The organism is Pseudomonas sp. CAN1 (genome assembly GCF_030462585.1).
Classification (GTDB): domain Bacteria; phylum Pseudomonadota; class Gammaproteobacteria; order Pseudomonadales; family Pseudomonadaceae; genus Pseudomonas.
Genome location: NZ_JASMRU010000025.1, coordinates 1 through 25,076 on the forward strand (window position 1 = coordinate 1; position 25,076 = coordinate 25,076).

16 protein-coding genes are annotated in these 25,076 nt (G+C 67.2%); 8 read left to right on the plus strand and 8 right to left on the minus strand.

Features of this window, described 5'->3' with window-relative positions; translation table 11 throughout:
• Both QO207_RS24320 and QO207_RS24325 read right to left on the minus strand, forming a co-directional pair.
• Positions 1-527 (minus strand): glycosyltransferase family 39 protein (locus tag QO207_RS24320; protein ID WP_301534832.1); only part of this gene is annotated, 527 nt, incomplete at its 3' end.
• Positions 528-584: 57 nt separating this feature from the next.
• On the minus strand, positions 585-4,901 hold the full coding sequence (locus tag QO207_RS24325; RefSeq protein ID WP_301534833.1) for a DEAD/DEAH box helicase: 4,317 nt from the start codon (positions 4,899-4,901) through the stop codon (positions 585-587).
• A gap of 134 nt (positions 4,902-5,035) precedes the next feature.
• Here QO207_RS24325 and QO207_RS24330 point away from each other — a divergent pair, with 134 nt between their 5' ends.
• Positions 5,036-5,407 carry a hypothetical protein gene (locus tag QO207_RS24330; protein ID WP_301534834.1) on the plus strand — a complete coding sequence of 124 codons (372 nt, stop codon included), beginning with the start codon at positions 5,036-5,038 and terminating at the stop codon, positions 5,405-5,407.
• 6 nt (positions 5,408-5,413) lie between these two features.
• Here the strand turns inward: QO207_RS24330 and QO207_RS24335 are convergent, their stop codons facing one another.
• On the minus strand, positions 5,414-8,896 hold the full coding sequence (locus QO207_RS24335) for a hypothetical protein (RefSeq protein WP_301534835.1): 3,483 nt from the start codon (positions 8,894-8,896) through the stop codon (positions 5,414-5,416).
• A gap of 758 nt (positions 8,897-9,654) precedes the next feature.
• Positions 9,655-11,217 carry a sigma-54-dependent transcriptional regulator gene (locus QO207_RS24340; RefSeq protein ID WP_301534836.1) on the minus strand — a complete coding sequence of 521 codons (1,563 nt, stop codon included), beginning with the start codon at positions 11,215-11,217 and terminating at the stop codon, positions 9,655-9,657.
• A gap of 260 nt (positions 11,218-11,477) precedes the next feature.
• Between QO207_RS24340 and phhA the strand changes: the two genes are divergently transcribed.
• The 3 genes from phhA (at position 11,478) to QO207_RS24355 (ending at position 13,921) form a co-directional block, all read left to right on the plus strand.
• A complete protein-coding gene (gene phhA / locus QO207_RS24345) occupies positions 11,478-12,266 on the plus strand; it encodes a phenylalanine 4-monooxygenase (RefSeq protein WP_301534837.1) in 789 nt (262 codons plus the stop codon).
• A 105-nt stretch (positions 12,267-12,371) separates the two neighbouring features.
• The gene (locus QO207_RS24350; protein ID WP_024764391.1) at positions 12,372-12,728 is read left to right on the plus strand and encodes a 4a-hydroxytetrahydrobiopterin dehydratase; all 357 of its coding nucleotides are present in this window, start codon (positions 12,372-12,374) and stop codon (positions 12,726-12,728) included.
• Entirely contained in the window at positions 12,725-13,921 is a 1,197-nt protein-coding gene (locus tag QO207_RS24355; RefSeq protein ID WP_301534838.1) for an amino acid aminotransferase, read from the plus strand. The genes QO207_RS24350 and QO207_RS24355 overlap by 4 nt, the downstream gene beginning before the upstream one ends.
• 359 nt (positions 13,922-14,280) lie before the next feature.
• On the opposite strand, the gene QO207_RS24360 is transcribed toward QO207_RS24355, so the two are convergent.
• The gene (locus QO207_RS24360) at positions 14,281-16,560 is read right to left on the minus strand and encodes an acylase (RefSeq protein ID WP_301534839.1); all 2,280 of its coding nucleotides are present in this window, start codon (positions 16,558-16,560) and stop codon (positions 14,281-14,283) included.
• Between the two features lie 345 nt (positions 16,561-16,905).
• Complete coding sequence (locus QO207_RS24365) at positions 16,906-17,937, minus strand: AraC family transcriptional regulator (RefSeq protein ID WP_301534840.1); 1,032 nt, start codon at positions 17,935-17,937, stop codon at positions 16,906-16,908.
• A 128-nt stretch (positions 17,938-18,065) separates the two neighbouring features.
• On the opposite strand from QO207_RS24365, the gene QO207_RS24370 reads away from it, so the two are divergent.
• Positions 18,066-18,959: a TauD/TfdA family dioxygenase gene (locus tag QO207_RS24370; protein WP_301534841.1), complete on the plus strand. Its 894-nt coding sequence runs from the start codon at positions 18,066-18,068 to the stop codon at positions 18,957-18,959.
• Between the two features lie 672 nt (positions 18,960-19,631).
• Here the strand turns inward: QO207_RS24370 and QO207_RS24375 are convergent.
• Positions 19,632-20,534, minus strand: coding sequence for a LysR family transcriptional regulator (locus QO207_RS24375; protein WP_301534842.1), 903 nt, complete (start codon positions 20,532-20,534; stop codon positions 19,632-19,634).
• Positions 20,535-20,640: 106 nt separating this feature from the next.
• Here QO207_RS24375 and QO207_RS24380 point away from each other — a divergent pair, with 106 nt between their 5' ends.
• Entirely contained in the window at positions 20,641-21,711 is a 1,071-nt protein-coding gene (locus QO207_RS24380) for an AbrB family transcriptional regulator (protein ID WP_301534843.1), read from the plus strand.
• Between the two features lie 166 nt (positions 21,712-21,877).
• Complete coding sequence (locus QO207_RS24385; protein WP_301534844.1) at positions 21,878-23,119, plus strand: flavin monoamine oxidase family protein; 1,242 nt, start codon at positions 21,878-21,880, stop codon at positions 23,117-23,119.
• A 107-nt stretch (positions 23,120-23,226) separates the two neighbouring features.
• Here the strand turns inward: QO207_RS24385 and QO207_RS24390 are convergent, their stop codons facing one another.
• Positions 23,227-23,781, minus strand: coding sequence for a TetR/AcrR family transcriptional regulator (locus QO207_RS24390; protein WP_301534845.1), 555 nt, complete (start codon positions 23,779-23,781; stop codon positions 23,227-23,229).
• Between the two features lie 88 nt (positions 23,782-23,869).
• Here QO207_RS24390 and QO207_RS24395 point away from each other — a divergent pair, with 88 nt between their 5' ends.
• Positions 23,870-25,075: an MFS transporter gene (locus tag QO207_RS24395; RefSeq protein ID WP_301534846.1), complete on the plus strand. Its 1,206-nt coding sequence runs from the start codon at positions 23,870-23,872 to the stop codon at positions 25,073-25,075.
• Position 25,076 lies beyond the last annotated feature (1 nt).

Here is a 25,076-nt window from a genome sequence, read left to right on the forward strand (position 1 = left end):
TAGAAGGCCGCCGTCATAAGCCCGGCGTAGGCCAGCAGGTAGCGCCGCCGCCCCGTCTCCAGCCAGTACAGCAGCGCCAGGGTCGCCGCCAGCAGCCAGCAGCCTAGCAGCGAGTACATGCGCACTTCCTGGCTGTAGCGCACCGCCGTGGGCAGCAGCGCCAGCAGCAACACGGCGATGAACGCGGCCCGCCGCGAAGCGAGGCGCCAGATCAGCCAGCCGCCGAGAAATACCGCGAGGGTGCCGAAGGTTGCACTGAACAGCCGCAGCGACAGCACCCCCTCGCCCAGTACCTGCACCCACAGATGCAGGAGGAAGAAGTACAGCGGCGGGTGCACGTCATGGGCGGCATGCTGCCAGAGTTGCGCAGGCGAATAGCGGGCGAGGAACAGGCTGGAAGTCTCGTCGCCCCACAGCGCCGAATCCGCCAGGCCGTAAAGACGCAGGCACAGGGCGAGGGCCAGCAGCGGCAGGAACCACCATTGGCGCAACAGGGCAGACAGGCTCGGCGATTCGCGGGACAGCATCAAACCCTCGCAGGACAGATTTTCGTGGCGCTGAGTGTAAGCCAAGCAGGGCCGCGATCAGCGACGGATCAGCAGCTCCCGCGCGCGGGCCTGATCTTCGGGCGCCAGTTCCGCCAGCAGTTCCACTTCCCCGGCGATCAGCGCCCCCACCGGCACGCCATCGCGGTAGAGCACACGGTTGCCGCTCAGCGCTGGCACCTTGCGCCCCGGCAGCAGCGTGCCAGCCAGGTTCAGCGGATCGACTGCCGAGACCACCAGCCATTCGCCGCTGGCCTCGCGGCGGCGCACTTCGCGCAGCAGGCCGACGGCTTCGGGCAGGGCGAACTGCTCGCCGGCCAGCCCAGCGACGAAGCGCCCGCCACGGATTTCCCCACGCGCTTCCAGGCGGTGGTAGACCCGCAACAGGTCGCGCCAGGGCGGCAGCCAGTCGGCCTCGCGGTCGAGCAGGCGCCAGCAGACCACGCCATAGCGGCGCAGCAGGGTCATGGCGACATGTTCGAGCACTTCCGCCGGCAACCGCGCGCCCGGCTCCTGCCCGGAACGGCGCAGCAACGCCCAGCGCCCGGCGTCGGCCATGCCGAGCAGCGGCGTGCGCGAACGGCGCTGCGGGTGCCGTTTCGCCGCCGGCATCAGCAGGGCGCGCAGGCCGGCGAAGCTGTCGGCATTCACTCGCCCGGCCGCCACCAGCTCGCCCAGCACGGTTTCCAGCTCGGTGCGCAGCAGGTGGCTATCGCTGGCCAGTTCCTCGAAGAACGATGCGCCGTGCTCCTTGAGCACCTCCAGCACCTTGCTCGCCTTGGCGCTCAGCTCGGCCTCCGCCTGCCCGGTGCTCAATGCGCTCCATTGCGCCATCTGCGCGCGTGGCAGCAGCACGATGGGCGTGCTCTTCAGCGGGCCGCCACGGCCTTTCGCCGCAACTCGGCCCGGCAAGCGCGCCCAGACGATGCGCCCGGCGCGACACAGGTCGTCCAGCCAGTTGATCCCGTAGTCGGCCACGCGGCTGGGCAGGATGTCGCTTTCCCAGGCACTGGCGGCGGCCTGGAAGCCCTCCAGCTGGCTGAGCACGCCGGCCAGCGACTCCGCACCACGCACTCGCGTCCCCGCAGAAACGCGCTGCCAGTCGAACAGGAAGCGCATGAAATCCGCCCGCGCCACCGGCTCGATCTCCCGGCGCAGGCGCTTGACGGTGTAGCGATGGATACGCGCCAGCAGGTGGCGCTCGCACCACTCCTCCTCGCTGGCACCCGGCATGAAGCGACCGCGCAGCACGTAGCCCTCGCGCTCCAGGCTGGCCAGGCCGAAGCCGGTATCGCCGGTGGAAATGCCCAGGTCCTGCGCCAGCTCACGCAGCAGGCGCGGGCCGAAACCGGTCAGGCGCGCGCGCACCAGTTCGACCTGCGCTTCGTCCACCGCGCAGGGCTCGCGCAGCGCCGCAGGCAGATCGAGCGAAGGCGCCATCAGCACCTGCGGGTGCAGCGCCAGCCATTGGCTGAGCCGCTCCGCCGCCACCCAGACAGTGCCAGACAGCAACTCCAGGCGCGTCGCCCTGCCCGCCTTGGCCAGCGACTTGAGCAGGAAGGGCCAGCCGTCATTGGCCTGCGCCTCGCTGTCGCGGATGCCGCCCAGACCGGTCAGCGCCTCGTGCATCTCGTCGGCGTCACGGGCTTCCGGCCAGGCTTCGGCGCGCACCGCGTCGATGGCTTCGGCATCCAGCGCGCCGAGGTCGTCGGCGCTTTCCGGGTCGGTCCAGCGGCGACTCTGCACGGCCTGGGTGCGACGCTCTTCTAGCGGCGCGTCGTCGAGGAAGGAATACGGGCTGGCGGACAACACCTCAGCCGCCAGCGGCGAAGGCGCCGGCAGGTCGCGCGCCAGCAGGCTCACCGTGCCACTCTCCATGCGCCGCAGCAGGTCGAGCCAGCCTTCGCAGTCCATGGCCTCGTGCAGGCAGTCGTCGAGGGTCTGCGCCACCAGCGGGTGATCGGGAATCTCGCGCTCGCCGACGATGTTCTCCAGGCACGCCACCTGGTCGGGGAACACCGAGGCCAGCAGGTCCTCACTGCGCATGCGCTGCAGTTGCGGCGCGACCTTGCGTCCGCCGCTGTAGCGCGGCAAGGCCAGCGCGGTGGTGGCGTTCCAGCGCCAGCGCACGCCGAACAGCGGCGCGTCGAGCAGCGCCTGGATCAGCACGTGCTCGGCGCTGTTGGAGTGCAGGTAGCGCCACACCTCGTCCAGCGGGAAGCTGTGGCTGGTGGACAGCGAAAGGATGATCGCGTCCTCGGTGGCGGCGGCCTGTAGCTCGAAGTTGAAGGTGCGGCAGAAGCGCTTGCGCAGCGCCAGGCCCCAGGCGCGGTTGATCCGGCTGCCGTAGGGCGAATGGATGACCAGCTGCATGCCGCCGGATTCGTCGAAGAAGCGTTCGAGGATCAGCGTCTGCTGCGTCGGCAGCGCGCCGAGAGCATGCCGTGCGCGGGCCAGGTATTCCACCAGTTGCCGCGCCGCCGCATCGTTCAGGCCGAGCAGCCCCTGCAGCCAGTCGATGGCCCGCGCCAGCGGTTCGGCGTCTTGCTCACCCTGGGTGAGCAGTTCGTCCAACTGGCCACGCAGGCGCGCCACGCTGATGGACAGCTCGTCGCTGCGCCCCGGCGCCTCGCCGAGCCAGAAGGGAATGTTCGGCGGCTGGCCCTGGGCGTCCTCGACGCGCACGCGGCCCGGCTCCACGCGCAGGATGCGGTAGGAGATATTGCCCAGCTGGAACACGTCGCCGGCCAGGCTCTCCACGGCGAAGTCCTCGTTCACCGTGCCCACGGTGAGACTCTGCGGCTCCAGCAGGACGGTGTAGTCGCCGGTGTCGGGGATGGTGCCGCCGGAGGTCACGGCGGTGAGCTTGGCGCCCCGTCGGCCACGCAGGCGCTGGTGCACAGCATCGCGGTGCAGGTAAGCGCCGCGCTGGCCGTTGCGGCTGGTGTAGCCGTCGGCGAGGGGACGCAGCATGGCGTCAAAGTGCTCACGGCTCAGCTCGGCGTAGGGCTGCGCGGCGGTGAACAGCTCGAACAGCGCATCCTCGCGCCACTCCTGGCAGGCCACTTCGGCGACTATCTGCTGCGCCAGCACGTCCAGCGGTGCGTGGGGGATGGTCAGCGCGTCCAGCTCGTTCTGCCGCACGCTGTCGAGCAGCGCCACGCATTCGATCAGGTCGTCCCGCGAGGTCGGGAACAGCCGCCCCTTGGGCGTGCCGCCGACGCTGTGGCCGGAGCGGCCAACACGTTGCAGGAAGGCGGCGATGGAGCGCGGCGAACCGATCTGGCAGACCAGTTCGACATCGCCGATATCGATACCCAGCTCCAGCGAGGCGGTGGCCACCAGCACCTTGAGCTGCCCGGCCTTGAGCCGCCGTTCGGCGCCCAGGCGCAGTTCCTTGGACAGGCTGCCGTGGTGCGCTGCCACCCAGCCGGCACCGATGCGCTCGGCCAGGTGCCGGGTGACCCGCTCGGACAGCCGCCGGGTGTTGACGAACACCAGCGTGGTGCGGTGTTCGCCGGCCAGTTCGGCGAGGCGGTCGTAGACCTTGTCCCAGACCTCGTGGGACATCACCGCCTCCAGCGGCGCCGCCGGTACTTCCAGGTTCAGATCGCGCTCGCGGCTGTAGCCGATGTCGACAATGCGGCAGACCTGATGGCGGCCGACGAGGAAAGCCGCCACCGCCTCGATGGGCTTCTGCGTGGCGGAAAGGCCGATGCGCACCAGCGGCGCTTCGCACAACGCCTGCAGGCGCTCCAGCGACAACGCCAGGTGACTACCGCGTTTGCTCGCGGCGAGGGCGTGGATTTCATCGACTATCACGCTGCGCGCGCCGGCCAGCATGGCGCGGCCGGAATCGGATCCGAGCAGCACGTAGAGCGATTCCGGCGTGGTGACGAGGATGTGCGGCACCTGCCGGCGCATGGCCTCGCGCTCGCTGGAGGTAGTGTCGCCGGTACGCACCGCAGTGCGGATATCCACCTCCGGCAGACCGCTCTCCAGCAGCGCCGCGCGGATGCCGGCCAGCGGCTCTTCGAGGTTGATGCGGATGTCGTTGGACAGCGCCTTGAGCGGCGAGATGTAGACCACCGTGGTGCGGTCCGGCAGCGTGCCGCCGTTCGCCAGCCCCTCGCGGACCAGGGCATCGATGGCCGAGAGGAAGGCCGTGAGCGTCTTGCCTGAACCGGTGGGCGCCGCCACCAGGGTCGATTCGCCGGCCTGGATCGCCGGCCAGGCCTGAACCTGCGCCTGCGTCGGTGCCGCGAAGTGCGCACGGAACCAGCCGGCCACCGCCGGATGGAAGGCGGACAGCACATCGGCTCGCTTGGCGCGGGAGGAGGTTCGGGAGGCAGTCATACCGACCAATATGGTGGTGCGCGAAGGCCGTCACAAGGACCGCTGATCGTGCCTCGCCGCAGGCCGCGCGAGCCGTTACTCTTGCGCCGATACTCTTGCGCCGAGCCAACCGGCGCCGTTCCCGAAGGAAGCCCATGAGCGACAGAGACCGCGACTACTACTGGCAGCAGGTCAGGCAGCAGAACCAGCAACAGCCGCCGGCAAAACCGCCCCGGCGCCGCTGGCAGATGCTGGTGAAGCCGCTGCTGTGGTTCCTCATTCCCTTGCTGCTGCTCGCTGCCGGCACCACGTTGTGGCGCAACCCGGCAAGCCACGCCTGGGTGCAGGAGCGCTGGGTGGTGCTGCAGGTTCGCCTGGGCCTCTCCCCTGCGGGGGTGCAATCGGCGCCCGTGGCCTCGCCCTACAGCGACAGCCCGCGCAAGCTTTCCGAGTGCATCAAGCCAGGCAACGTGATCGATGACGAGGTGCGGGCCTGCACCAAGGGGTACAGGCCGCGAACCTGGTGAGCGTGGTTAGAACTTGGCGAAGTTCAGTGCATCGACGACCACTGAACCACCGATGCCGGTCAGCGACAGCAGCAGCGCGCGCACCAGCGGCTCTTCCGAATAGCGAGAAAAGGCCCCGGTGTTCAGCGCCACTATGCGTTCGCGGATCAGCTTGAACTTCTCGTAGTGCGCCCCCTGGGACGGCTCCTCCAGCAGGTAGGCATCCAGCCGGCCAAGCGCAATGCCACGCGCCTTCTCTGCCGCGCGCCGTAGCCAGAGCGCGGAGATGAACAGGATCGCGGCTGTCAGCAGGATGATGAAGATCGTGCTGGGCGGCGTTGGCCAGGCGTCGAACAGGCTGCTGCGCGATGCGATCATGATCAGCAGCACCACCGTCGGCGCGTAGATCAGTCGGTTCACCGCCGAACTGCGCTGGGCGATCAGGACCATGTCCACCCAGTCATCGATGCAGATATGCCGATCGATGCCGAATATCTTCTGGTGGCGCGCACTCAACTCGGCCGGCCAGATTGCCTGGATGGGCACCAGGCGATTGATGAAGCGCACCAGCAGAAAATTCGCATCGACCACCCAGAACACCAGGAGGTAGAAGGCGAAATACGAGGCAACGATGATGCGCATGGCAAAATCCTCCGAGGAATGCCCCCGGATCGGCAGGATGTTCATTGGCCAGAAGGCATAGAGGACGCTGGTGCAGGTGACGAAGACCCAGGTCGCCAGCGCCGCTCGCAGCAGGCGGGCACCGAAGGACCCGCACAGGCAATGCTCGTCCCACAAGCGGGTTATCCAGATGGTCTTGTGCCCATCCTGCCCGTGGTCGGCCTGCATTTCCCTGTCGGACAACACCACCGGTGCCAGCGGCACGAATATCCGGAACAGGAAGAATCCGAACGAGCCCAGGCGCGTGCGCAGCAGCTCGCCACGCCCTCCACACCATTCAACGCGAAGCTGATGCCAGAGGCCGTAGCGATAAGGCGGCAGGCAGAAGTCCCGCTGGATTTCCCGCGCATTGATTCGCAGCCGCCGCCACCCCCAGGCCAATGCACTGAGCGATATGACGATCGCCAGGCACCGCAAGGCCACCGATGGCCAGACGCTGATTCCCTCGAAAAGAAACATTGGCTCGCCGGCGCCGTTGTCGGTCAGGCACCTGCGCATCTGGTAGCCCAGCAGCAGCGCCAGCACCAGGATCACGAAGGGGGGAAGAATGTAGTAGACCGGCGAATCCAGCAGCTCCGCCGTTTCGATCCCGGTGCTCTTGTCGTGCTGCCGACGCCGTTCGATATCGAGCAGGCGCGAAGCCAGCACGCCCAGCATGATCAACAGGAAGGTCATCCACAGGAAGGCCACTTCCCAGTGCCATTTGGCGGGCACCAGGCACAAGGCGGCCGCCACGTACAAACCGAATGGCACGCGACAGACCCAGGCTGGTGCGACCTTTTCCGCCGCCTGGCGCTCCGTCCACCAGAACCCCACGACCAGCGAAAGCCCCAGCAGCAGGCCGGCCAGCCACGGCGCACGCATGTAGTCGAGGATGCCATCCAGCACCGCACGCCCGGCGTCGGTCATTTCCGGGTAGACCGGTGGCGGCTGATCCTGCAGTTGGGGAAGACCGAGGATGTCGGGAGTGCTGCGGATCGCATCGGGATCCTCATGTTTGAGTTTGTCCGGCACCTCGCACGACAGGCTCCCGGCAACCGCCGGCCCGCGCCCCAACGGGATGAACCCGCTGATGCCGACCTCGTAGATGCCCGGTGAGAGCAAGCTCGATCCGGCGTCGAAGGCGGCCTTCTTGACGCCGAACTCACGCCCGGAAAGTGCAGTCAGCACGGCAACGAAGGTGGCGCTCTGGGCGCTATCGCGAAAAGGAGGAACGTCCTGCTGCAGCGCGCGGGTCAGGGTCAAACCGTAGGGGGCCGCCAGCACCAGGTTGCGGGTGATCTGCGCCTGCCCACGCTGGAGCATGCGGGCATCGAGATTGGTGGAGAAATACACCTTGTCCGGCAGGCGGCCCTTGAGTGCCTGGAGGGCAAGCAACTTGTCGTAGGCGTCGGTGCCCAGCACGCCGATGGCCTCGATGCCCGGCTCGCCGGCACGGCGATAGGCCTGGTCCTGGCTGGCAATGTGGTCGGCCAGACGGCGCAGATAATCCAGCTGGGAATTGCCATCGGGAGTTTCCAGCGGCGAAAGATCCAGCGGATCACCGCTCTTCTTGCTGTTGTCGGTCTTCTTGTCGTCGCTCTTCGCCTGATCGGAAAGCCGCCCGTCCAAGCCACGCAGGTAGCTGAAGCTGAGCACCCAATCATCGACCTTCTGCCGGGCCAGTGGAGCATTGTCGACCTTTTCCACGACAGCGGCCTTGAAAGTCTCGGTCAGCGCACGAGCGTAGAAGCTGTCCCATTCGCTGATCAGTGCGACGCGGCCGGTCAGCGGTGCGGAAGCATCGTCGCAGTTGTTCCCGACGGTCCTGGGCATGTCCTTCTCGCACGCCACCGCACGGACAACATCGACATTGCGCCGCGCCAGTTCGTCGAGCAGCAGCGCAGTGAGCACGCCGTCGTCACTGGTCGTGCGGACGATATTGCTCCTCTGCCCATCACGGTCTTGCGGGTTCGCCAACCGCCGCGACTCCACGGTAACCAGGGGCGAGTAGACCTCAACAGCCGCGTTGGGCGCCTCCTGGTACATCCGACTCAGCGTCGTACTGGTCGAGGGACCGATGACCTTCAGCGGCCCTTCGACCAGTTGCCCCGCCGCCTGGCCTGAAAGGTGGCTGCGCAACCCATCCAGAGCCTGCAGCGGTCTCTTGCCCAGCGCTTCCTCCTTGAGCCAGATCACCAGGGTGGGGATACGCGGATACGCCAACTGCTTACCAGCATCCGCATCGGCCAGCGGATCGGGCAGGAACAGCTCATAAGGCATTTCCTGAGGCTGCTCGCCAGCCACGACTTCGCGTTTGAGGCAATTGATGTGCTGGGAGTCGACCGGTTTCATCCGAGTACTCTGGAATCCCGCCAGCACTGCATAGCGAATGCGCCGACGCTGTTCCACCTCATCGGCATAAGGCCCGCCAGGCACCAGGACGACCATCAGCCCCACGACGCCAGGGACGCGAGGCCTGGCCTCGCCTACCGGCTGCGCTGACGCCAGCAAGAGGCTGCCGCTTTGCAGCAGCTTGAGTATTTCCGGGCTGCCTTCGTCCGAAGCATCTTCCACGCCATCACTGTGCATCGGAGCGAGCGTTTCGGAGCAGAGCTTTTCACCGCTACCCGACTCCTTGAGCTTCTTGCGGTAGCGCTCCAGGGCATCGAAGGGGTCCTGCCAGAGGCGTGCCTCGATGCGCTGCTCGGCCTGGAACTTCTCGCCCACCGGACGAGGTTCGAAGAAGGGCGCGCGATTGAGCGCGAATGCCGATACCACCAGGCTCAGGATGACTGCCGAGCCGGGTATCCAGAGGGCGAGATTGCTCCCTGAGTCCTTGTTGTCCATGGTCCCTCCCGAGGCGTCGGGTCGACCGTTAACAGTGCCTCAAGGCTCGCGGAGGGAGCGGCGCTACGCCTGCCGGAACCGGGTCCATTTCTCTGGGCGCCAACGAACTTCCGCGCAGGCTGGAGGTTACTTCCTTGCTTGCCGGCCCGAACGCGAGCGAAGAACCCGCGGCTGGCCGACCGACCGTCTGCAACGAGCTGTGCGTGACCGCCTACGCACGTCCCCCGGGGACTGCAGCCCTGTTCGGTCGCTGGAACCTCCAGCAGTCAACATAGACCAGCGTCAGAAAACTGTACAAAATTTGCTCAGCACCCGCGATTCGCCAAAGGCTTGGCAATTGCACCTTGCCGCGCCTGTAGGAGCGAGCTTGCTCGCGAACCGCACCCTGCCGTCCTTTCCGCCAAACACTGAGCAGGATGGCGTGGAGCGCAGCGATACCCATGCTGACGGCGCACGGGAATTGATGGGTATCGCTTCGCTCCACACCATCCTACGTTCGTGCTCCGCCTTGATCGGGAGCGGATCGTAGGGCGGATAACCCGGAACGGGTTATCCGCCGATACCACGCCGGCCTGGACGGCGCGGTGTAACTTCCCGTAGGAGCGGACCTTGTCCGCGAAATCCATCGCGGCGGAACGGGCAGTCGTCGGGATACTCCGCCGGAGATCGCCTGCCGGCGGTTCGCGGAGAAGCTCCGCTCCTACAGATCACCATCGGCACCGAGCGATTCGCGAGCAAGCTCGCTCCTACGAACAGCCTCAGGACTCCTCGCCCTGCCCCAGCCCATGCATCCGCAGCTTGTTGGCGATGGTGGTATGCGACACCCCCAGGCGCTTGCCCAGCTGCCGGCTGCTCGGGTGCTCCCGATACAGCCTTTCCAATACCGCCTTTTCGAAGCGCCCAACGATGGCGTCCAGGCCGCCGTCGAGGGAGAAGTCGCCCAGCGGATGCGGCGCACCGTAGTCCGGCAGGCGGATGTGTTCGGGGCGGATGGTGCCGCCTTCGCACAGCGAGACCGCCTGGAACAGCGCGTTCTCCAGCTGGCGCACGTTGCCCGGCCAGTGGTAGCGGCCGAGACGGTCCAGGGCCTGCGGCGAGAGTTTGGGCAGGGCGCAGCCGATCTGTCGGCTGGCCTGGTCGAGGAAGTGCTCTACCAGCGGTTCCAGGCCATCCAGGCACTCGCGCAACGGCGGGATGTGCAGCGACAGCACGTTGAGGCGGTGGTAGAGGTCCTGGCGGAACTCGCCCTTGGTGCACAGCTCGGACAGGTCCAGCTGGGTGGCGCAGATCACCCGCACGTCCAGATACACCTCCTCGTCGCTGCCGACGCGGCGGAAGCAGCCGTCCTGCAGGAAGCGCAGCAGCTTGGCCTGCAAGCGCGGGCTCATCTCGCCGACGCCATCGAGGAACAGTGTCCCGCCGGCGGTCAGCTCCAGCAGACCGAGCTTGCCTTCCGGGCGCGCGCCTTCGAAGGCGCCGGGACCGTAGCCGAACAGCTCGGTCTCGGCCATGGATTCGGGCAGGCCGGCGCAGTTCAGCGCCATGAACGGCGACTGCCCGCGCGGGCTGGCGAGGTGGCAGGCGCGGGCCAGCAGTTCCTTGCCGGTACCGGTCTCGCCTTCGATCAGTAGCGGCGCATCCAGCGGCGCCATGCGGCGTGCCTCGCGGACTACGGCGGCCATCACCCGCGAGCTCTGGAAGATACTGTCGAAGCCGCGCAGCTCCAGGCGGCGCACATTGTAGATGCGCTCGCCGACACGGTCGGCGCGGTGCAGGGTGAGCACGGCGCCGGCCAGCGCTTCGCTTTCGTCATGCTCGGATTGCAGCGGCGCGATATCGGCGAGGAACACGTCGCCCTTCACCTTCACCCGCAGGCCATTGATGCGCGCCTTGTTGGCCCGTACCAGCTCCGGCAGGTCGAGGTCTTCGGCGTAGCGCGACAGCGGGATGCCGGGGACTTCGTCAACGCGCACGCCCAGCAGCTGCGCGGCAGCGCGGTTGCCGGCGACTATCTGCCCGGCCATGTCGATGGACAGCACGGGGAACTCCAGCGCCGCCAGCAGCGCGTTCAGCTCCAGGTGGCGGCGCTCGCTGGGCATCAGGCCGACGCGCTTGACGCCGAATACGCCGGGCACCGCTTCGAGCTTGGGCTTGAGCGACTGGAACTGCAGGTTGATGAGGTTCGGGCAGAGCAGGTAGATGGCGTTGCCCTGCTCGCCACCGACTTCACCGCGGTTGACGTTGATGCCGTAGTCGACCAGCAGGTTGAGGATGTCGCGCAGGATGCCGACGCGGTTCTGGCAGTGCACTTTGATGCGCATGGCGGGCCCGTGGTTGTCGTTGTGGTGGGCGCTCCGGCGCGGTTTTTCGCTAGTCGGCCGGAAATTACCGTCAAGAATATGTGACAGATCAGCACACCTTCAAGCCAAGTCCGGATGCGCGCGCCGCCAAGCGTAATCATTTCTTTACGGGCCACCCCGTCTGGAACGTTCCAGCGCAGCGCCAGGGGGGCTGTTCGCCGGCACGCATCGCGCTACTTATGAGTCATCACAAGAACAGGCAGCTCGACGCCGGAGGCTCCATGAAGACAACGCAGTACGTGGCCCGCCAACCTGATGAAGACGGTTTCATCCACTACCCGGAAACCGAGCACCAGGTCTGGAATACCCTGATCACCCGTCAGTTGAAAGTGATCGAGGGCCGCGCTTGTCAGGAATACCTCGACGGCATCGAGCAGCTCGGCCTGCCCCACGAGCGCATCCCGCAACTGGGCGAAGTGAACAAGGTGCTTCAGGCCGCCACCGGCTGGCGCGTGGCGCGCGTGCCGGCGCTGATCCCGTTCCAGACCTTCTTCGAGCTGCTGGCCAGCCAGCAATTCCCCGTCGCCACCTTCATCCGCACCCCGGAAGAGCTGGACTACCTGCAGGAGCCGGACATCTTCCACGAGATCTTCGGCCACTGCCCGCTGCTCACCAACCCCTGGTTCGCCGAGTTCACCCACACCTACGGCAAGCTCGGCCTGGCGGCGAGCAAGGAAGAGCGCGTGTACCTCGCCCGCCTCTACTGGATGACCATCGAGTTCGGCCTGCTGGACACCTCCCAGGGCCTGCGCATCTATGGCGGCGGCATCCTTTCGTCGCCCAAGGAGACGGTCTACAGCCTCTCCGACGCGCCCGAGCACCAGGCCTTCAGCCCGCTGGAATGCATGCGCACGCCGTACCGCATCGACATCCTGCAGCCCCTGTATTTCGTGCTCCCCGAGCTCAAGCGGCTGTTCGAGCTGGCCCACGAGGACATCATGGCGCTGGTGCGCGAAGCCATGCGCCTGGGCCTGCATGCGCCGAAGTTTCCGCCGAAACAGGCCGCCTGATCCGCTGCAATCGAGCCCATCTGTGCCTAGGATGAGACGTGCTCGCGAGCCTAAGATGGTTCGCGAGCGCACTCCTATGCCACCCCACGACAAGGAGAACCTTTCATGACCGCACTCACCCAAGCCCATTGCGAAGCCTGCCGCGCCGACGCCCCGAAGGTGTCCGACGAAGAACTGGCGGTGCTGATCAAGCAGATTCCGGACTGGAACATCGAGGTCCGCGACGATCACATGGAACTGGAGCGGGTCTTCCTGTTCAAGAACTTCAGGCATGCCCTGGCCTTCACCAACGCGGTGGGCGCCATCGCCGAGGAAGAAGGCCACCACCCCGACCTGCTGACCCAGTGGGGCAAGGTCACCGTCACCTGGTGGAGCCACGAGCTGAAGGGCCTGCACCGCAACGACTTCATCATGGCCGCGCGCACCGACGAGCTGGCCGCGAAAGCAGAGGGACGCAAATGAGCCATTTCGCCAAGGTCACCCGCGTACCGGGCGACCCGATCCTGGGCCTGCTCGAAGCCTACCGGGCGGACCCCAATCCCGCGCGGCTCGACCTTGGCGTGGGCGTCTACAAGGACGCCCAGGGCCTCACCCCGATCCCGCACGCGGTGAAGCTCGCCGAGCAGCGCCTGGTCGACACCGAGACCACCAAGAGCTACGTCGGCAGCCACGGTGATGCGCTGTTCGCCGCACGCCTGTGCGAGCTGGTGCTGGGCGTCACCTCGCCGCTGCTGGCCGACTCCCGCGCCGACGCTACCCAGACGCCCGGCGGCACCGGTGCCCTGCGCCTGGCGGCGGAGTTCATCGCCCATTGCCTGCCGGGCAAGAATATCTGGCTGAGCGACCCGACCTGGCCGATCCACGAGACCCTGTTCGCCGCCGCTGGCGTGCCGATCAAGCACTACCCCTACGTCGGCGCGGACAACCGCCTCGACGCCGAAGCCATGTTCGCCATGCTGGAGAAAATCCCCCAGGGCGACGTGGTGTTGCTGCATGCCTGCTGCCACAACCCGACCGGCTTCGACCTGGACCACCAGCAGTGGCAGCGCGTGCTGGAAATCGTCCAGCGCCGCGAGCTGCTGCCGCTGCTGGACTTCGCCTACCAGGGCCTGGGTGACGGCCTGGAAGAGGACGCCTACTCGGTGCGCCTGCTGGCGCAGAACCTGCCGGAAGTGCTGATCACCAGCTCCTGCTCGAAGAACTTCGGCCTTTACCGGGATCGGGTCGGCGCGCTGATCGTCTGCGCCGAGAACGCCGACAAGCTCACCGACATCCGCAGCCAGCTGGCGCTGTTCGCCCGCAACCTCTGGTCCACCCCACCGGCCCACGGCGCGGAGGTGGTCGCCACCATTCTGGGCGACCCGGAGCTGAAGAACCTCTGGCTGGACGAACTGGACGGCATGCGCGGGCGTATCGCCGAGCTGCGTGTCGGCCTGGTGGAAGCCCTGCGCCCCCACGGGCTGGCGGAGCGCTTCGCGCACATCGCGATCCAGCGCGGCATGTTCTCCTACACCGGCCTGCAAGGTGAGCAGGTGCGCATCCTGCGCGAGGAGCACAGCATCTACCTGGTGAGCAGCGGCCGCGCGAACATCGCCGGGCTCGACAGCGAGCGCCTGGATCACCTGGCGGCGGCCATCGCCCGCGTCTGCCGCTGATAACGGTTTCTTCCCCCTGGACCGGCCTTTGCGCCGGTCTTTTTTTGCCTGGCTGGCGAGGCCAGGTTGCAGGATCGAGGGGGGCGGTTCGCGAGCAAGCTCGCTCCTACGAAAAGCGCTGGGTGATCATCCGCTCCTGCATGAAACTCCTGCGCGAAGGGCGGCCCTCTCCCCCGCCCTGGCTGCGCGCCCCGCTCCGAAGGGAAAGGGAGCTATCCGTGCCGGCTGACACTGAGGTTTCAGCCGGCACCGAACGAGTCCCCTCTCCCTTCAGGGAGAGGGTTAGGGAGAGGGAAAGCCCAGGCACTGACTCTCAGAAGAAGGCAGTTGGTCTACGAAAGGCGAGGCATCGACGCCGTCTAGCGCTCGCGCAACTCCATCACCTTCAGCTCCGGATCGGCCTTGATCTGTGCGTCGGTGAACGGCAGCTGGGGCCACTGCTGGCGGGCGAACAGCTCGGTCTGGTCGCGGTGGTGCGGCGAGCCGGGTTCGCTGGATTGGGAGAACGCCAGCAGCCCGCGCGCCTGCGGCCCATCGGCGGTGAAGTCGACCAGCTGGATATAGCTGCTGCCGCTGAGCACACGGTAGTGGTCGCCCTGCCATTCCGAGTGGATGGCGTTGTACACGCCCTCGTTGCCGGTGCCGCCGGGAATCCCCAGGGGATTGGCCGCATCGCCGGTCAGCTGCAGCTCGCCCCACTTCTCGTCTGCGCGGATGTTGCGCGCGTCGATCTCCTGCGCGGCCGCCACCAGGGCCTGCTGCGCCTGCTGGCGCACCTGCGGCTTGTCCAGGGCGATGCCCGAAGGCGTGGCCAGCGGCAGCTTGGGATCGAAGGGCAGGCGCCAGCCACCGTCGATCTTCAGGAAGCGCGCGACGAAGGCCTGGAAGTAGGCGAAGCCGGGGTTGCTGTCGAGGTTGACGTGGCGGTCCCAGGCACCCAGCGCAGCACAGGCTGCCGCCGCGCCTTCGGGCGCCGGCTTGCACAGCTGCAGCAGGTCGTCGAGGAGCATGTCGGCCACGTAGACGCGGTTGTCGGTGACCATCTTCTGCAGGTCGTCGGGGCTGATCTTGTCGTCGCCTTTCAGGCGTTCCAGGGCGAAGCGCGTGCGCGCACTGACCGGCACCGAGTCGCGGCTCACCAGCGGCGAGAAGCCGGTCAGCGGCTGCGCCGGGTTGCTCAGCCAGGCGCTGTCGTTGGAGTTCTGCACGAAGTCCTCGCGCTCCAGCGCCGGCATCTGCTCCGGCGGCGTCAGCCCGGCGTGGCGGGTGCCCGGCGCGCTCGACCAGCTACAGGCGCGGCGCCCGCCCTGCAGCACCGGCAGGCCCTGCTTGCGGTACTCGTCGATGGCGCAGTCGGCCAGTTGCTGCTGGCTCAGGTGCGGCACCACCGACTGGTTGAGGTAGAGCACCTTGCCCTCGGCGTTGGTCGCCAGGGTGTTGACCCAGGGAATGCCCTGTACGTGCTCGATGCTGTCGCGCAGCTCGTCGAGACTGCGGGCGTGATCGATGGCGTACCACTGCTGCAGGACGCGGTCGTTGCCCAGGTTGGCGTCGCGCACGGCGAAGGCCTGGCTGCCGTTCCACGGCAGCTTGCCGGGTACGCTGAGCAGCGGGCCGTATTCGGATTCGTACAGCGTATGGCTGCGCGTGCCGACGCGACCATTGGGTTCCAGCACGCGCACACGCAGGGTGACTTCCCTGAGCGGCCGCGACTGGCCATCGACGCGGTAGCTGCGCGGGTCCTGCGGATCGAGGTCGAGGCGGTACAGGGTGAAGTGGCTGGAGGTGTCCACCGTGTGGCTCCAGGCCACGTCCTTGCTGAAGCCGATATTCACCAGCGGCATGCCCGGTAGCGATGCGCCCATCACATCGAGCTGGCCGGGGATGGTCAGGTGCATCTGGTAGAAACGCAGTGCGCCGAACCAGGGGAAGTGCGGGTTGGCCAGCAGCAGGCCGTTGCCGTCCGCCGAGCGTTCGCTACCCACGGCGATGGCGTTGCTGCCGTGGTCCTGGTGGAAGCTCTGGCGGCGCTCCATCGCCGCCAGCACCTCGCCATCGCTGACCACCGAAGTGGTCGCCTGCCCCGGCGGCGTGGCCGCCATCATCGCCTCGGCGAACTGTCCGGCGCCGGCCTGCACCAGCAGGCGGCGGGTCAGGCGCAGCAGGTCGTCGGCCTCCAGCGGGCGCAGCCAGGCTTTGCCCGCGCACTGCGTGCCGGCGGCCTGGGTGTCCCACAGCCAGCGGTTGAAGCCGGCAGCGTAGCCATCGAGCAGGTCGCGGATCGGTCGCGGCTGGGCGCTGCGCATGCGGCCCAGGGATTCATTGTCGTTGAGCCAGGTGTAGAAGAAGTCCGAAGGCAGGTTGCCAATACCGGCGGAAGTCTTGCCGGCCTCGCCGAAATAGCGCGAGCGCTCGCCTCGCGCGGTGAGGACTTCCTCGGCGAGCAGGCAGGCGTTGTCGCGGGCGTAGGCGTAGCCGATGCCGTAGCCCAGGCCGAGTTCGTCCTTGGCCTGGATGTGCGGGATGCCGTAGCGGGTCCAGCGGATCTGCGCCTCAAGCTCGGCGCCATAGGCCAGCGCGGGCAGTCCGGCAGCCAGCAGGCTGCCGGCCACGGCGGCCAGTCGGAAGGTCTTGCTCATCGATTCCCTCAATGCTCGGGTAGCGGCCGGAAGCCCGGCCAGGGGCACGCGGTCGCGCCGCTTGCGCGGTGCCGGTGCAGGGGGTGGATGGCGGCTCAAGCCGGCCAATGCAGTGCGCTGGAGCTCATCGCGGCGGGCCTTCCGAGGCACGCACGCAGGCAGGTTGCTGAGGACATGGATTCTCCTTTTCTTGTTGGACGCCTCACGAAAAATTGCGCGGCGCCTCTTCAGGGCAACGGATGGGAGGCGCGCGAAATTAGCCCGCGACCGATGGCAATCGGCCACACCAGAAGGCTCTATCTCGCGGCTTTCGTCCGTCCCAGAGGCGTCGCGGGCGGTTCGACTTCAGGGCGCCGGCAGGGTTCCGGACTGGCGCTTCCAACGTCCGGGCGACTGCCCCGTCCAGCGCTGGAAAGCGCGGGAGAAACTTGCTGCTTCGGCATAGCCCAGGCACTGGGCGATGCCGTGCAGGTCCATCCGCGATTCGCGCAGCAGGCGTTCGGCGAGGCGCTGCTTGATGCCGTCGTTGAGCACTTGGAGGCTCTGCCCTTCCTGCGCCAGACGCCGTTGCAGCGTGCGCTCGGTCAGGCCCAGCCGCTCGGCGACCACTGTCGCGCCGAGCAGGCTGGCGGAGTCGCGCAACAGCAGTTGCTGCACCTGCCGCGCGGTAGGTGTGGTCGCCAGGGTCAGCGCCAGTTCGCCACAGAGGCGTTCGCAGAGTTCCTCACCGCTGTCGCGGGCGCTGATCTGTGCCTGAGTCAAAGGCGCCTGCAAATCTTCCAAAGCGAAGAGCATGGCGTTGCGTGGCGCCGAGAATATCGGCTCGATGCCGAAGGTCTCGCGGAACGCGCTGGCATCCCCGGGGGCCGGGCAGCGCAGTTCGATGGCCAGCGGTTGCAGCGGGCGCTGCAACAGTTCGCCGGAAAGCTGCCAGCAACCGGCGATACCGCGTTCCACCACAAAGGCGCGGGCATCCTCGGGCAGCACGCGGTCATCGAACACCAGCCACAACCCGCGCGCCTCCGCCTCGCTGCTCACCGGGCAGAGGGTCAGCGCCAGGCTCTGGAAACGCCCGAAGGTCTCGAACGCCTCCTGCAGCGTGCGGCTGGCAAGCATGGTGAAACCCAGCAGCCCCAGCGAGGTGAGGTGGTAGCGCCGCCCCGTCGCCAGCCCCAGGCCGGGCCGCTCGACGTGCTGCAGCAGGTTGCGGATCACCGCCAGCTCCTGCCAGGCCTGGATGCGCCCGGCACGCGCGTGCAGGTCGGCCGGCGAGATGGCGCTGCCCACCAGGCAATCGTCCGCGCCCAGGCCCTCGTCGCGGGCGCTGTCGAGCAGATAACGCACTCCGGTGATCTCGCGGGTCTGGCGCCAGTCCATCGCGGGCTCCTGCGGGCGGGAAGAACAACGTGGCGGAAAAAGTCATTTTTTGGCGGACTTCATCATGGAAGAAAGCGCCCGCGCTGACCATGCTGAAGGTGCCAATAACACTCACAAGAGGCTTCCCCATGTTCGAGTTCTTCTACGCGCTGCCGAGCCAGAACCGTGCGGCCGACTACCGCCACTTCCGCATCGTCCCCGCCACCGGCGCGATCGGTGCGGACGTCAGCGACCTCGACCTCACCACCCTGGGCGAGGCAGGCTACGCCGAGCTGCGCCAGGCGCTGCTGGCGCACAAGGTGTTGTTCATCCGCGGGCAGAACCTCAGCGTGGAAAACCTCGAAGCCGTGACCCTGCGCTTCGGCGAATTCGGCCGCGAGCCCTATGTGGTCGGCATGGACGACCACCCGCACGTGGTGCGGGTGGTGAAGGAGGCCAACGAGAAGACTCCTGTAGTGTTCGGCGGCGCCTGGCACAGCGACTGGTCCTTCCAGGAGCGCCCGCCGGCCTTCACCCTGCTCTACGGCCACGACATTCCGCCATTCGGCGGCGACACCCTCTACGCCAACCTGGCGCTGGCCTACGAATGGCTGTCGCCGAAGCTGCGCGCGCAGCTGGAGACCCTCGACGCCATCCACAGCCCCGAGCGCGCCTATGGCGCCGAGGCCAAGCACAACGACCTGATGGAGAACATGGCGGTGCGCTATGGCAGCCACGAGGGCGAGGTGCGCTCGCATCCGCTGGTGACGAAGCACCCGGAAACCGGCAAGAAGATCCTCTACATCAATCCGGCCTACACCAGCGGCATCAAGGGCATGCGCCCGGCGGAGTCGCAGCCGCTGCTGGACTACCTGTTCAGCATCGCCACGCAGCCGGCGTTCACCTGCCGGATGCGCTGGAGCGCTGGCACGCTGGCGATCTGGGATAACCGCAGTGCCTGGCATTATCCGGTGTCGGATTACCACGGGATGCGGCGGGAGATGTATCGCACGACGGTGGTGGGTGAAGTCCCAAGCCGCTGAGCAGGCGGAGTGATCGTAGGGCGCATAACCTGGAACAGGTTATCCGCCGGCTGCATCACGGCGGATAACGCTGGCGCGTTATTCGCCCTACGGAGATGCTTCGGCTTGGGTGTTTTCTGCGCCGCATCGGCGTGCGCACGGGCTCCTTGTTTCGCCCCCTCGGGCGACCTTCTTTGGCAAACGACCCAAAGAAGGCAAAGGTCTTGCCCCGGACATCCGGTTTTTCGCTTGGGGCGAAAAATCCCCTCGTTGAATCGCAGTTTCAGGGGCACGCGTCGAAGGGCCGTCCCTGCCCCATCGACGCTCTCGCGACATCCATGTCGCTCACCCCCTGAAACTCCAATTCAACGAGGCCTCCTGAACGGGGCGTTCGGCGCGTGCGGATGTTTCGCTGGAAGTCTTCAAGAGCCAAACCAAACCAAACCAAACCAAATACGGTGCGCTGGTTTTTGGCGCTCGTGTAGGAGCGGAGCTTCTCCGCGAATCGCCGGCAGGCGATGTGCGACGGAGTCCCCCTGTGACTGCAGGGTCCGCCGCGAAAGATTTCGCGGACAAGGTCCGCTCCTACCGTCGGCGCCAGTGCTTTTCGTAGGAGCGAGCTTGCTCGCGAACCGTCCAACGCAGGAGCTGCCGGGAACACCGTTCGCGAGCAAGCTCGCTCCTACAAAAGACCTAAAGCTCCGAGCCGTAGCGTTGTGCGTGCTCGCGCAGCATGCCCCGCAGCAATTGTGCGGCGGGAGACAGGTAGGCGCCCTCGCGCACCGCCAGGCCGATGGTGCGCGTCAACGTCGTTTCACCCAGCTCCACCTCACGCAGCTGGTCCATGCCGTGGCCGCCGGCCAGGGCTTCGCGGGCGATGAAGCTGAGCAGGCGAGTACGAGCAATCAGGTTGGGAAGCATGGGGATCGCGTTGGTCTCGATCTGCACCTGCGGCATCGGCAACTGGTGGGCCTGGAAGGTGGAGTCCATCCAGCGCCGCGAGGACACGCCGGTGGCCGGCAGCACCCAGCGATACCGACACAGGTCGGCCATGGTGACGGGGCCGTCGAAGATCGGATGGTCGCGGCTGGCAACCACCACCACCTGGTCCTGCAACAGCGGCTCGCTGCTCAGCTGCGGGTCGTCGACGATCCGCGAGCAGATCGCCATGTCCAGCCGCCCGCTGCGCAACGCCTCACGCAGTACGTCGTCCTGGCCCAGCACCAGGCTCATGGTGATTTCCGGCGCCCGCGCCAGCAGGTCCTCGGTCAGGCGCGGCAACAGGTACTCGGCCATGGTCGCGGCACAGCCGAGGCGGATATTGCCCACCACGCCGCTGGCGAAATCGCGTACCTCACGGCGGGTTTCCTCGATGTCCTGACGCAATTGCCGGGCGCGTTGCAGCATCAGTTCGCCGGCCGGCGTCAGGCGGATGCGGCGGCCATCGCGCTGGAACAACCGCGCGCCGAGGGATTCCTCCAGGCGCTGGATGCTCTTGGTCAGCGCCGGCTGGCTGCGCCCCAGGCGTTCGGCTGCGCGGCCCAGGTGGCCAAGTTCGGCGATGGTTTCGAAGTAGGCGAGATCACGCAGGTCCATGGCGAGCAACCGATAAATTTCAGGAATGGATTCATGACTATTAGAAAATAGACTTGATCGATTCCGCTACCGATAATTCCTGCGTCTTCCCCGCCCGGAGCCGTCCGTGTCCAGCCGCCCTGCCCTGTCCGTCGCCCGTATTCCCGTCAGCCTGCAATGGCTGGCCCTGGCGCTCGGAGCCGGCGGCGCCGGGCAACTGCTGACCTGGCTCGGCATCCCCGCCGCGTTGTTCCTCGGCCCCATGCTGGTGGCCATCGCCTTCGGCGTCAGCGGCGCGGAAATCCGCTTGCCGCGCCAGGCCTTCCGCCTGAGCCAGGGCTGCATCGGCCTACTGGTCGCCCACGCCATGAGCTGGTCGGTGCTGCAGGCGATGGTCGCTTCCTGGCCGCTGATGCTCAGCGCTACCCTGCTCACCCTGTTGCTCTCGGCCGTGGTCAGCTACGCCATGGTGCGCTTCGGCGGCATCCCCGGCAGCACCGCCGCCTGGGGCACCGCACCGGGCGGCGCGGCGGCCATGGTGTCGATGGCCGAAGCCAACGGCGCCGACCCGCGCGTGGTCGCCACCATGCAGTACGTGCGGGTGGTCTGCGTGGTCATGGCCGGCGCCCTGGTCGGCCGCCTGCTGGGCATCGAAGGTGGCGGCTCGGCGGCGCACAGCACGCCGATCGTCGATACCGCCACCCTGCCCGACCTGATCAACTGCCTGCTGCTGATCTTCGTCTGCACCACCGCCGGCGCCAAGCTGCCGGCCGGCCCGCTGCTGGTGCCGCTGGTGGTCGGTGCGGTGCTGCAGCTCACCGGCGTACTGCACATCATCCTGCCGCACTGGTTGCTGGCCAGCGCCTACGGCGTGATCGGCTGCTATATCGGCCTGCGCTTCGACCGCGAAAGCCTCGCTTACGTCGGCCGCCACCTGCCGGCCATGCTGGTCAGCGCATTGGCGCTGATCGCCAGCTGCGCGCTGTTCGCCTGGGCGCTGGCGGCCATCACCGGGATGGACTTCCTCTCCCTCTACCTCGCCACCAGCCCCGGTGGCCTCGACGCCATGGCGATCATCGCGGTGGACACCCACTCCGACGTCGGCCTGGTGCTGGCGATGCAGACGCTGCGGCTGTTCGTGGTGCTGTTCACCGGGGTCTCCGTCGCGCGGACGGTGATCCGCCTGAGTCGCGCCTGACGCCGAGCAGAAACCTGTAGGAGCGAGCTTGCTCGCGAACGGAGTTAACCGGCAGCACTGATGCTGAGCTTTTCGCGAGCAAGCTCGCTCCTACAGAAAAGCCTCCTCTTGAATCGCAGCTCGATCCACCTCTAAGGTCACCGCTCTTCCACCGAGCGAGCACGACATGGACAGCCTTCGCCACCGCCCCACCGCCTTCCACGTTACCCACTGGAGCGACGACCCGTTCAGCCGTGGCGCCTATAGCACCCTGCTGCCCGTTGCCACGCCAGAACATCGACGCCGGCTGGGCGAGGTAATGGGAGGCAAGCTGGTGCTGGCTGGCGAGGCCTGCAACCCCGACGCACCGGCCATGACCCACGGCGCCTGGAACGATGGCCTGCGCGCCGCCGAAGTCGCCATTGAAAATGGCGCCCGCCGGGTGCTGGTGATTGGCGCAGGCTTCGCCGGACTCGCCGCCGCACGCCGTCTGCGCGAAGCCGGAATCGATTGTGTGGTGCAGGAAGCCCGCGACCGTATCGGCGGTCGCGTCCACAGCATTTCCCTCGGGCCGGTACGAGTGGACGAAGGCGCCGCCTGGCTGCAGCACTTCGACGAAAATCCCCTGGCCGCCCACGCCCAGAACCTCGGCCTGCCGTTGCGGGAAACCGATTTCGGGCAGCCCCTGGCCGCCGCGGCGGATGGCTCGGTTCCGGACATCGACTCAGCCTGGGAAGCCCTGCGCGCGGAGATCGACCGCAGCCTGCCGCTGGCCGAAGGTGTCGCGCGCTATCTCGAAGATCGCGATGAGCAAACCCGCCGCGCCACCCGCTTTGCCCTGGACGCCAACCTGATCCTGGAAGCCTGCCTGCCGCTGGAATTGCTGTCGGTCGACGCGCTCGACGAAGAAGGCGTCGGCGCCGGTGACCGCTTCCTGCCGCAGGGTTATTCACAGCTGGCCACGCACCTTGCCGACGGGCTGGATATCCGCCTGAACCAGCCAGTGACGGCCATTGACTGGTCCGGCGAGCAGGTGCGAGCGGGAGCCGAAAGCGCCGACTTCTGCATCTGCACCGTGCCCATCGGCGTGCTGCGCGATATCCGCTTCACCCCGCCGCTGCCGGAAGCGCAGCAGGACGCGCTGGCGCACCTGGGCATGGGCCAGCTGGAAAAGGTCGTGCTGCAGTTCGACGAGCGCTGGTGGCCGGTGTCGCCGTCGGGTTACCTGCGCTGGTACGACACGCCGGCCAGCTTCGGCGAGTGGCTGGATCTCACCGATGCGGTGGGTACGCCGACGGTTGCCGGGCTGATTGCGGCGGATGCATTGGAGCGGGTGTTTGCCGGGCGCAGCGATGAGGAGATTGCGTTGGCGGCTTGCGAGGCGCTTCAGGCCTGGGCGGATGCGGTTCAGGGAAAACAAGGCCTGTAGGAGCGAGCTTGCTCGCGAATCGAGTCAGCCGACAGCGCTAATGCTGGGCGGTTCGCGAGCAATAACGATGGCGTCCCCCTCGCTCCTGCAGGTAATCCAACCGAGGGTTACAACCCCTCCAGCGTCAGATCGACCAGCCGCTCGACATACGCCACTTCCAGCTCCTCGCCGGAAAACAGGATGCGGTACACCAGCGGCGCCATCAGCCGGTCGACGATGCGGTCCAGCTCCGGCAGCTTCTCACCGCGCTCTCTGGCCCGCAGCAGGATGATGTCGAACTGGCCGCAGGCAATCGCCATGCAGCGCCCCGAGGAGCCACCGCCGGCCGCCAGCAAGTCGAGCACCACGGCGCGGCCCGGCACCGAGGCGGTTTCCTCCATGTACTGCTCGCCCCAGGCCAGCAGGTCGCCGCGCAGGCTGCCGGTGTCCGCCGGCTCGGCGTCCGGGCGGATGCGCTGCAGGGCGACGTCGCCGAGCAGTTCGCTGAGGTCGCCCCAGCGCCGATAGATGGTCGACGGGGTGACACCAGAGCGCGCTGCGATCATCGGGACCGTCAGTTCCGAGCGATCACACTCATCCAGCAGCTCTGCCACGGCCTTGTGCACCGAAGCCTGCACCCGCGCACTGCGCCCGCCCGGTCGAACACCCTGATTGATTGCCATAAGCACCTTAACGCAAAGAATTTGCTTTTATCCGAAGACGGGTCCAGCATCTCGCAAAAGCAAAATCTTAGCCTTTGCGAGCTGAATCATGGCACACACCCAATCGAAAAGCGCGTCCGGCTTCTCCCCCAGAGTTTCCGCCTGGCTGCTGACGGCCATCCTCATGGCCTTCCTCGCCGCCGCTGCCGCGCCCACGCCGCTGTATGCGCTGTACCGCGAGTCCTGGCACTTCTCCCCGGCCCTGCTGACCCTGGTGTTCAGCATCTACGCGGGCGGCCTGATGCTGGCGCTGCTGGTGTTCGGCTCGCTGTCGGATCACCTTGGCCGGCGCCCGGTGATCCGCGTGGCACTGATCCTCGAACTGCTGGCGATGGCGGTGTTCCTCTACGCCAACTCGGTGGAGCTGCTGATCATCGCGCGACTGCTGCAGGGCTTTGCCACCGGCATCGCCACCAGCGTGCTGGGCGCGGCGATGCTGGATATCGACCGCGAGCGCGGCCCGCTGATCAACAGCGTGGCGCCCATGCTCGGCATGGCCATGGGCGCGCTGGGCAGCAGCACGCTGGTGCAGTTCGGCGCCGATCCGCTGCATGAGGTGTATGTCTGGCTGCTGGCGGTGTTCGCCCTGGGCATCGTGCTGCTGCGCTGGCTGCCGGAAAGCATCAGCCGGCAACCCGGCGCGCTGGCCTCGCTGAAGCCGCGCATTCGCATTCCGCCGCAGGCGCGCCGCGCGTTCTGGAGCGTGGCGCCGCTGAATGCCAGCCTCTGGGCGCTGGGCGGTTTCTACCTGTCGCTGGGGCCGACGCTGGTGCGCCAGGTCACCGGCCTGCAGGTGCCGATGATCGGCGGCGGGCTGGTGTCGCTGCTGTGCCTGTGCGGTGCGCTGGCGATCTTCGCCCTGCGCAACCAGCCGGCGGCGGTGATCCTGCGCCGGRGCGGCCTGGCACTGGTCATCGGCCTGCTGATCACCCTGCTTGGCGTGGACAGTGGCAACCTCTGGCTGTTCTTCCTCGGCACCGCGGTGGCCGGGCTCGGCTTCGGCGGCGCCTTCCTCGGTGCGTTGCGCTCGGTGGTGCCGCTGGCCCATGCCCACGAGCGCGGGGCGCTGATGGCGAGCTTCTACGTGCTCAGCTACCTGGCCTTCAGCGTGCCGGCGATCCTCGCCGGGCTGGCGATCCAGCGCTACGGCCTGATCGCCACCACCAACGGCTACGCCAGCCTGCAGATTCTCGCAGCCTCGCTGGTTCTGTTGCTGTCCCTGCGTGCGCCCGCCGCACAGAAGGCCCAGGCCTGAG

Excerpts from the sequence above, each read along its gene's own strand:
- QO207_RS24330 (WP_301534834.1), top strand. The coding sequence starts at position 5,036 with ATGAGCGACAGAGACCGCGACTACTACTGGCAGCAGGTCAGGCAGCAG.
- QO207_RS24335 (WP_301534835.1), bottom strand. The coding sequence starts at position 8,896 with ATGGACAACAAGGACTCAGGGAGCAATCTCGCCCTCTGGATACCCGGC.
- QO207_RS24355 (WP_301534838.1), top strand. The coding sequence starts at position 12,725 with ATGAGCCATTTCGCCAAGGTCACCCGCGTACCGGGCGACCCGATCCTG.
- QO207_RS24360 (WP_301534839.1), bottom strand. The coding sequence starts at position 16,560 with ATGAGCAAGACCTTCCGACTGGCCGCCGTGGCCGGCAGCCTGCTGGCT.
- QO207_RS24365 (WP_301534840.1), bottom strand. The coding sequence starts at position 17,937 with ATGGACTGGCGCCAGACCCGCGAGATCACCGGAGTGCGTTATCTGCTC.
- QO207_RS24390 (WP_301534845.1), bottom strand. The coding sequence starts at position 23,781 with ATGGCAATCAATCAGGGTGTTCGACCGGGCGGGCGCAGTGCGCGGGTG.
- QO207_RS24385 (WP_301534844.1), top strand. The coding sequence starts at position 21,878 with ATGGACAGCCTTCGCCACCGCCCCACCGCCTTCCACGTTACCCACTGG.
- QO207_RS24370 (WP_301534841.1), top strand. The coding sequence starts at position 18,066 with ATGTTCGAGTTCTTCTACGCGCTGCCGAGCCAGAACCGTGCGGCCGAC.
- QO207_RS24375 (WP_301534842.1), bottom strand. The coding sequence starts at position 20,534 with ATGGACCTGCGTGATCTCGCCTACTTCGAAACCATCGCCGAACTTGGC.
- QO207_RS24325 (WP_301534833.1), bottom strand. The coding sequence starts at position 4,901 with ATGACTGCCTCCCGAACCTCCTCCCGCGCCAAGCGAGCCGATGTGCTG.
- QO207_RS24350 (WP_024764391.1), top strand. The coding sequence starts at position 12,372 with ATGACCGCACTCACCCAAGCCCATTGCGAAGCCTGCCGCGCCGACGCC.
- QO207_RS24340 (WP_301534836.1), bottom strand. The coding sequence starts at position 11,217 with ATGCGCATCAAAGTGCACTGCCAGAACCGCGTCGGCATCCTGCGCGAC.
- phhA (WP_301534837.1), top strand. The coding sequence starts at position 11,478 with ATGAAGACAACGCAGTACGTGGCCCGCCAACCTGATGAAGACGGTTTC.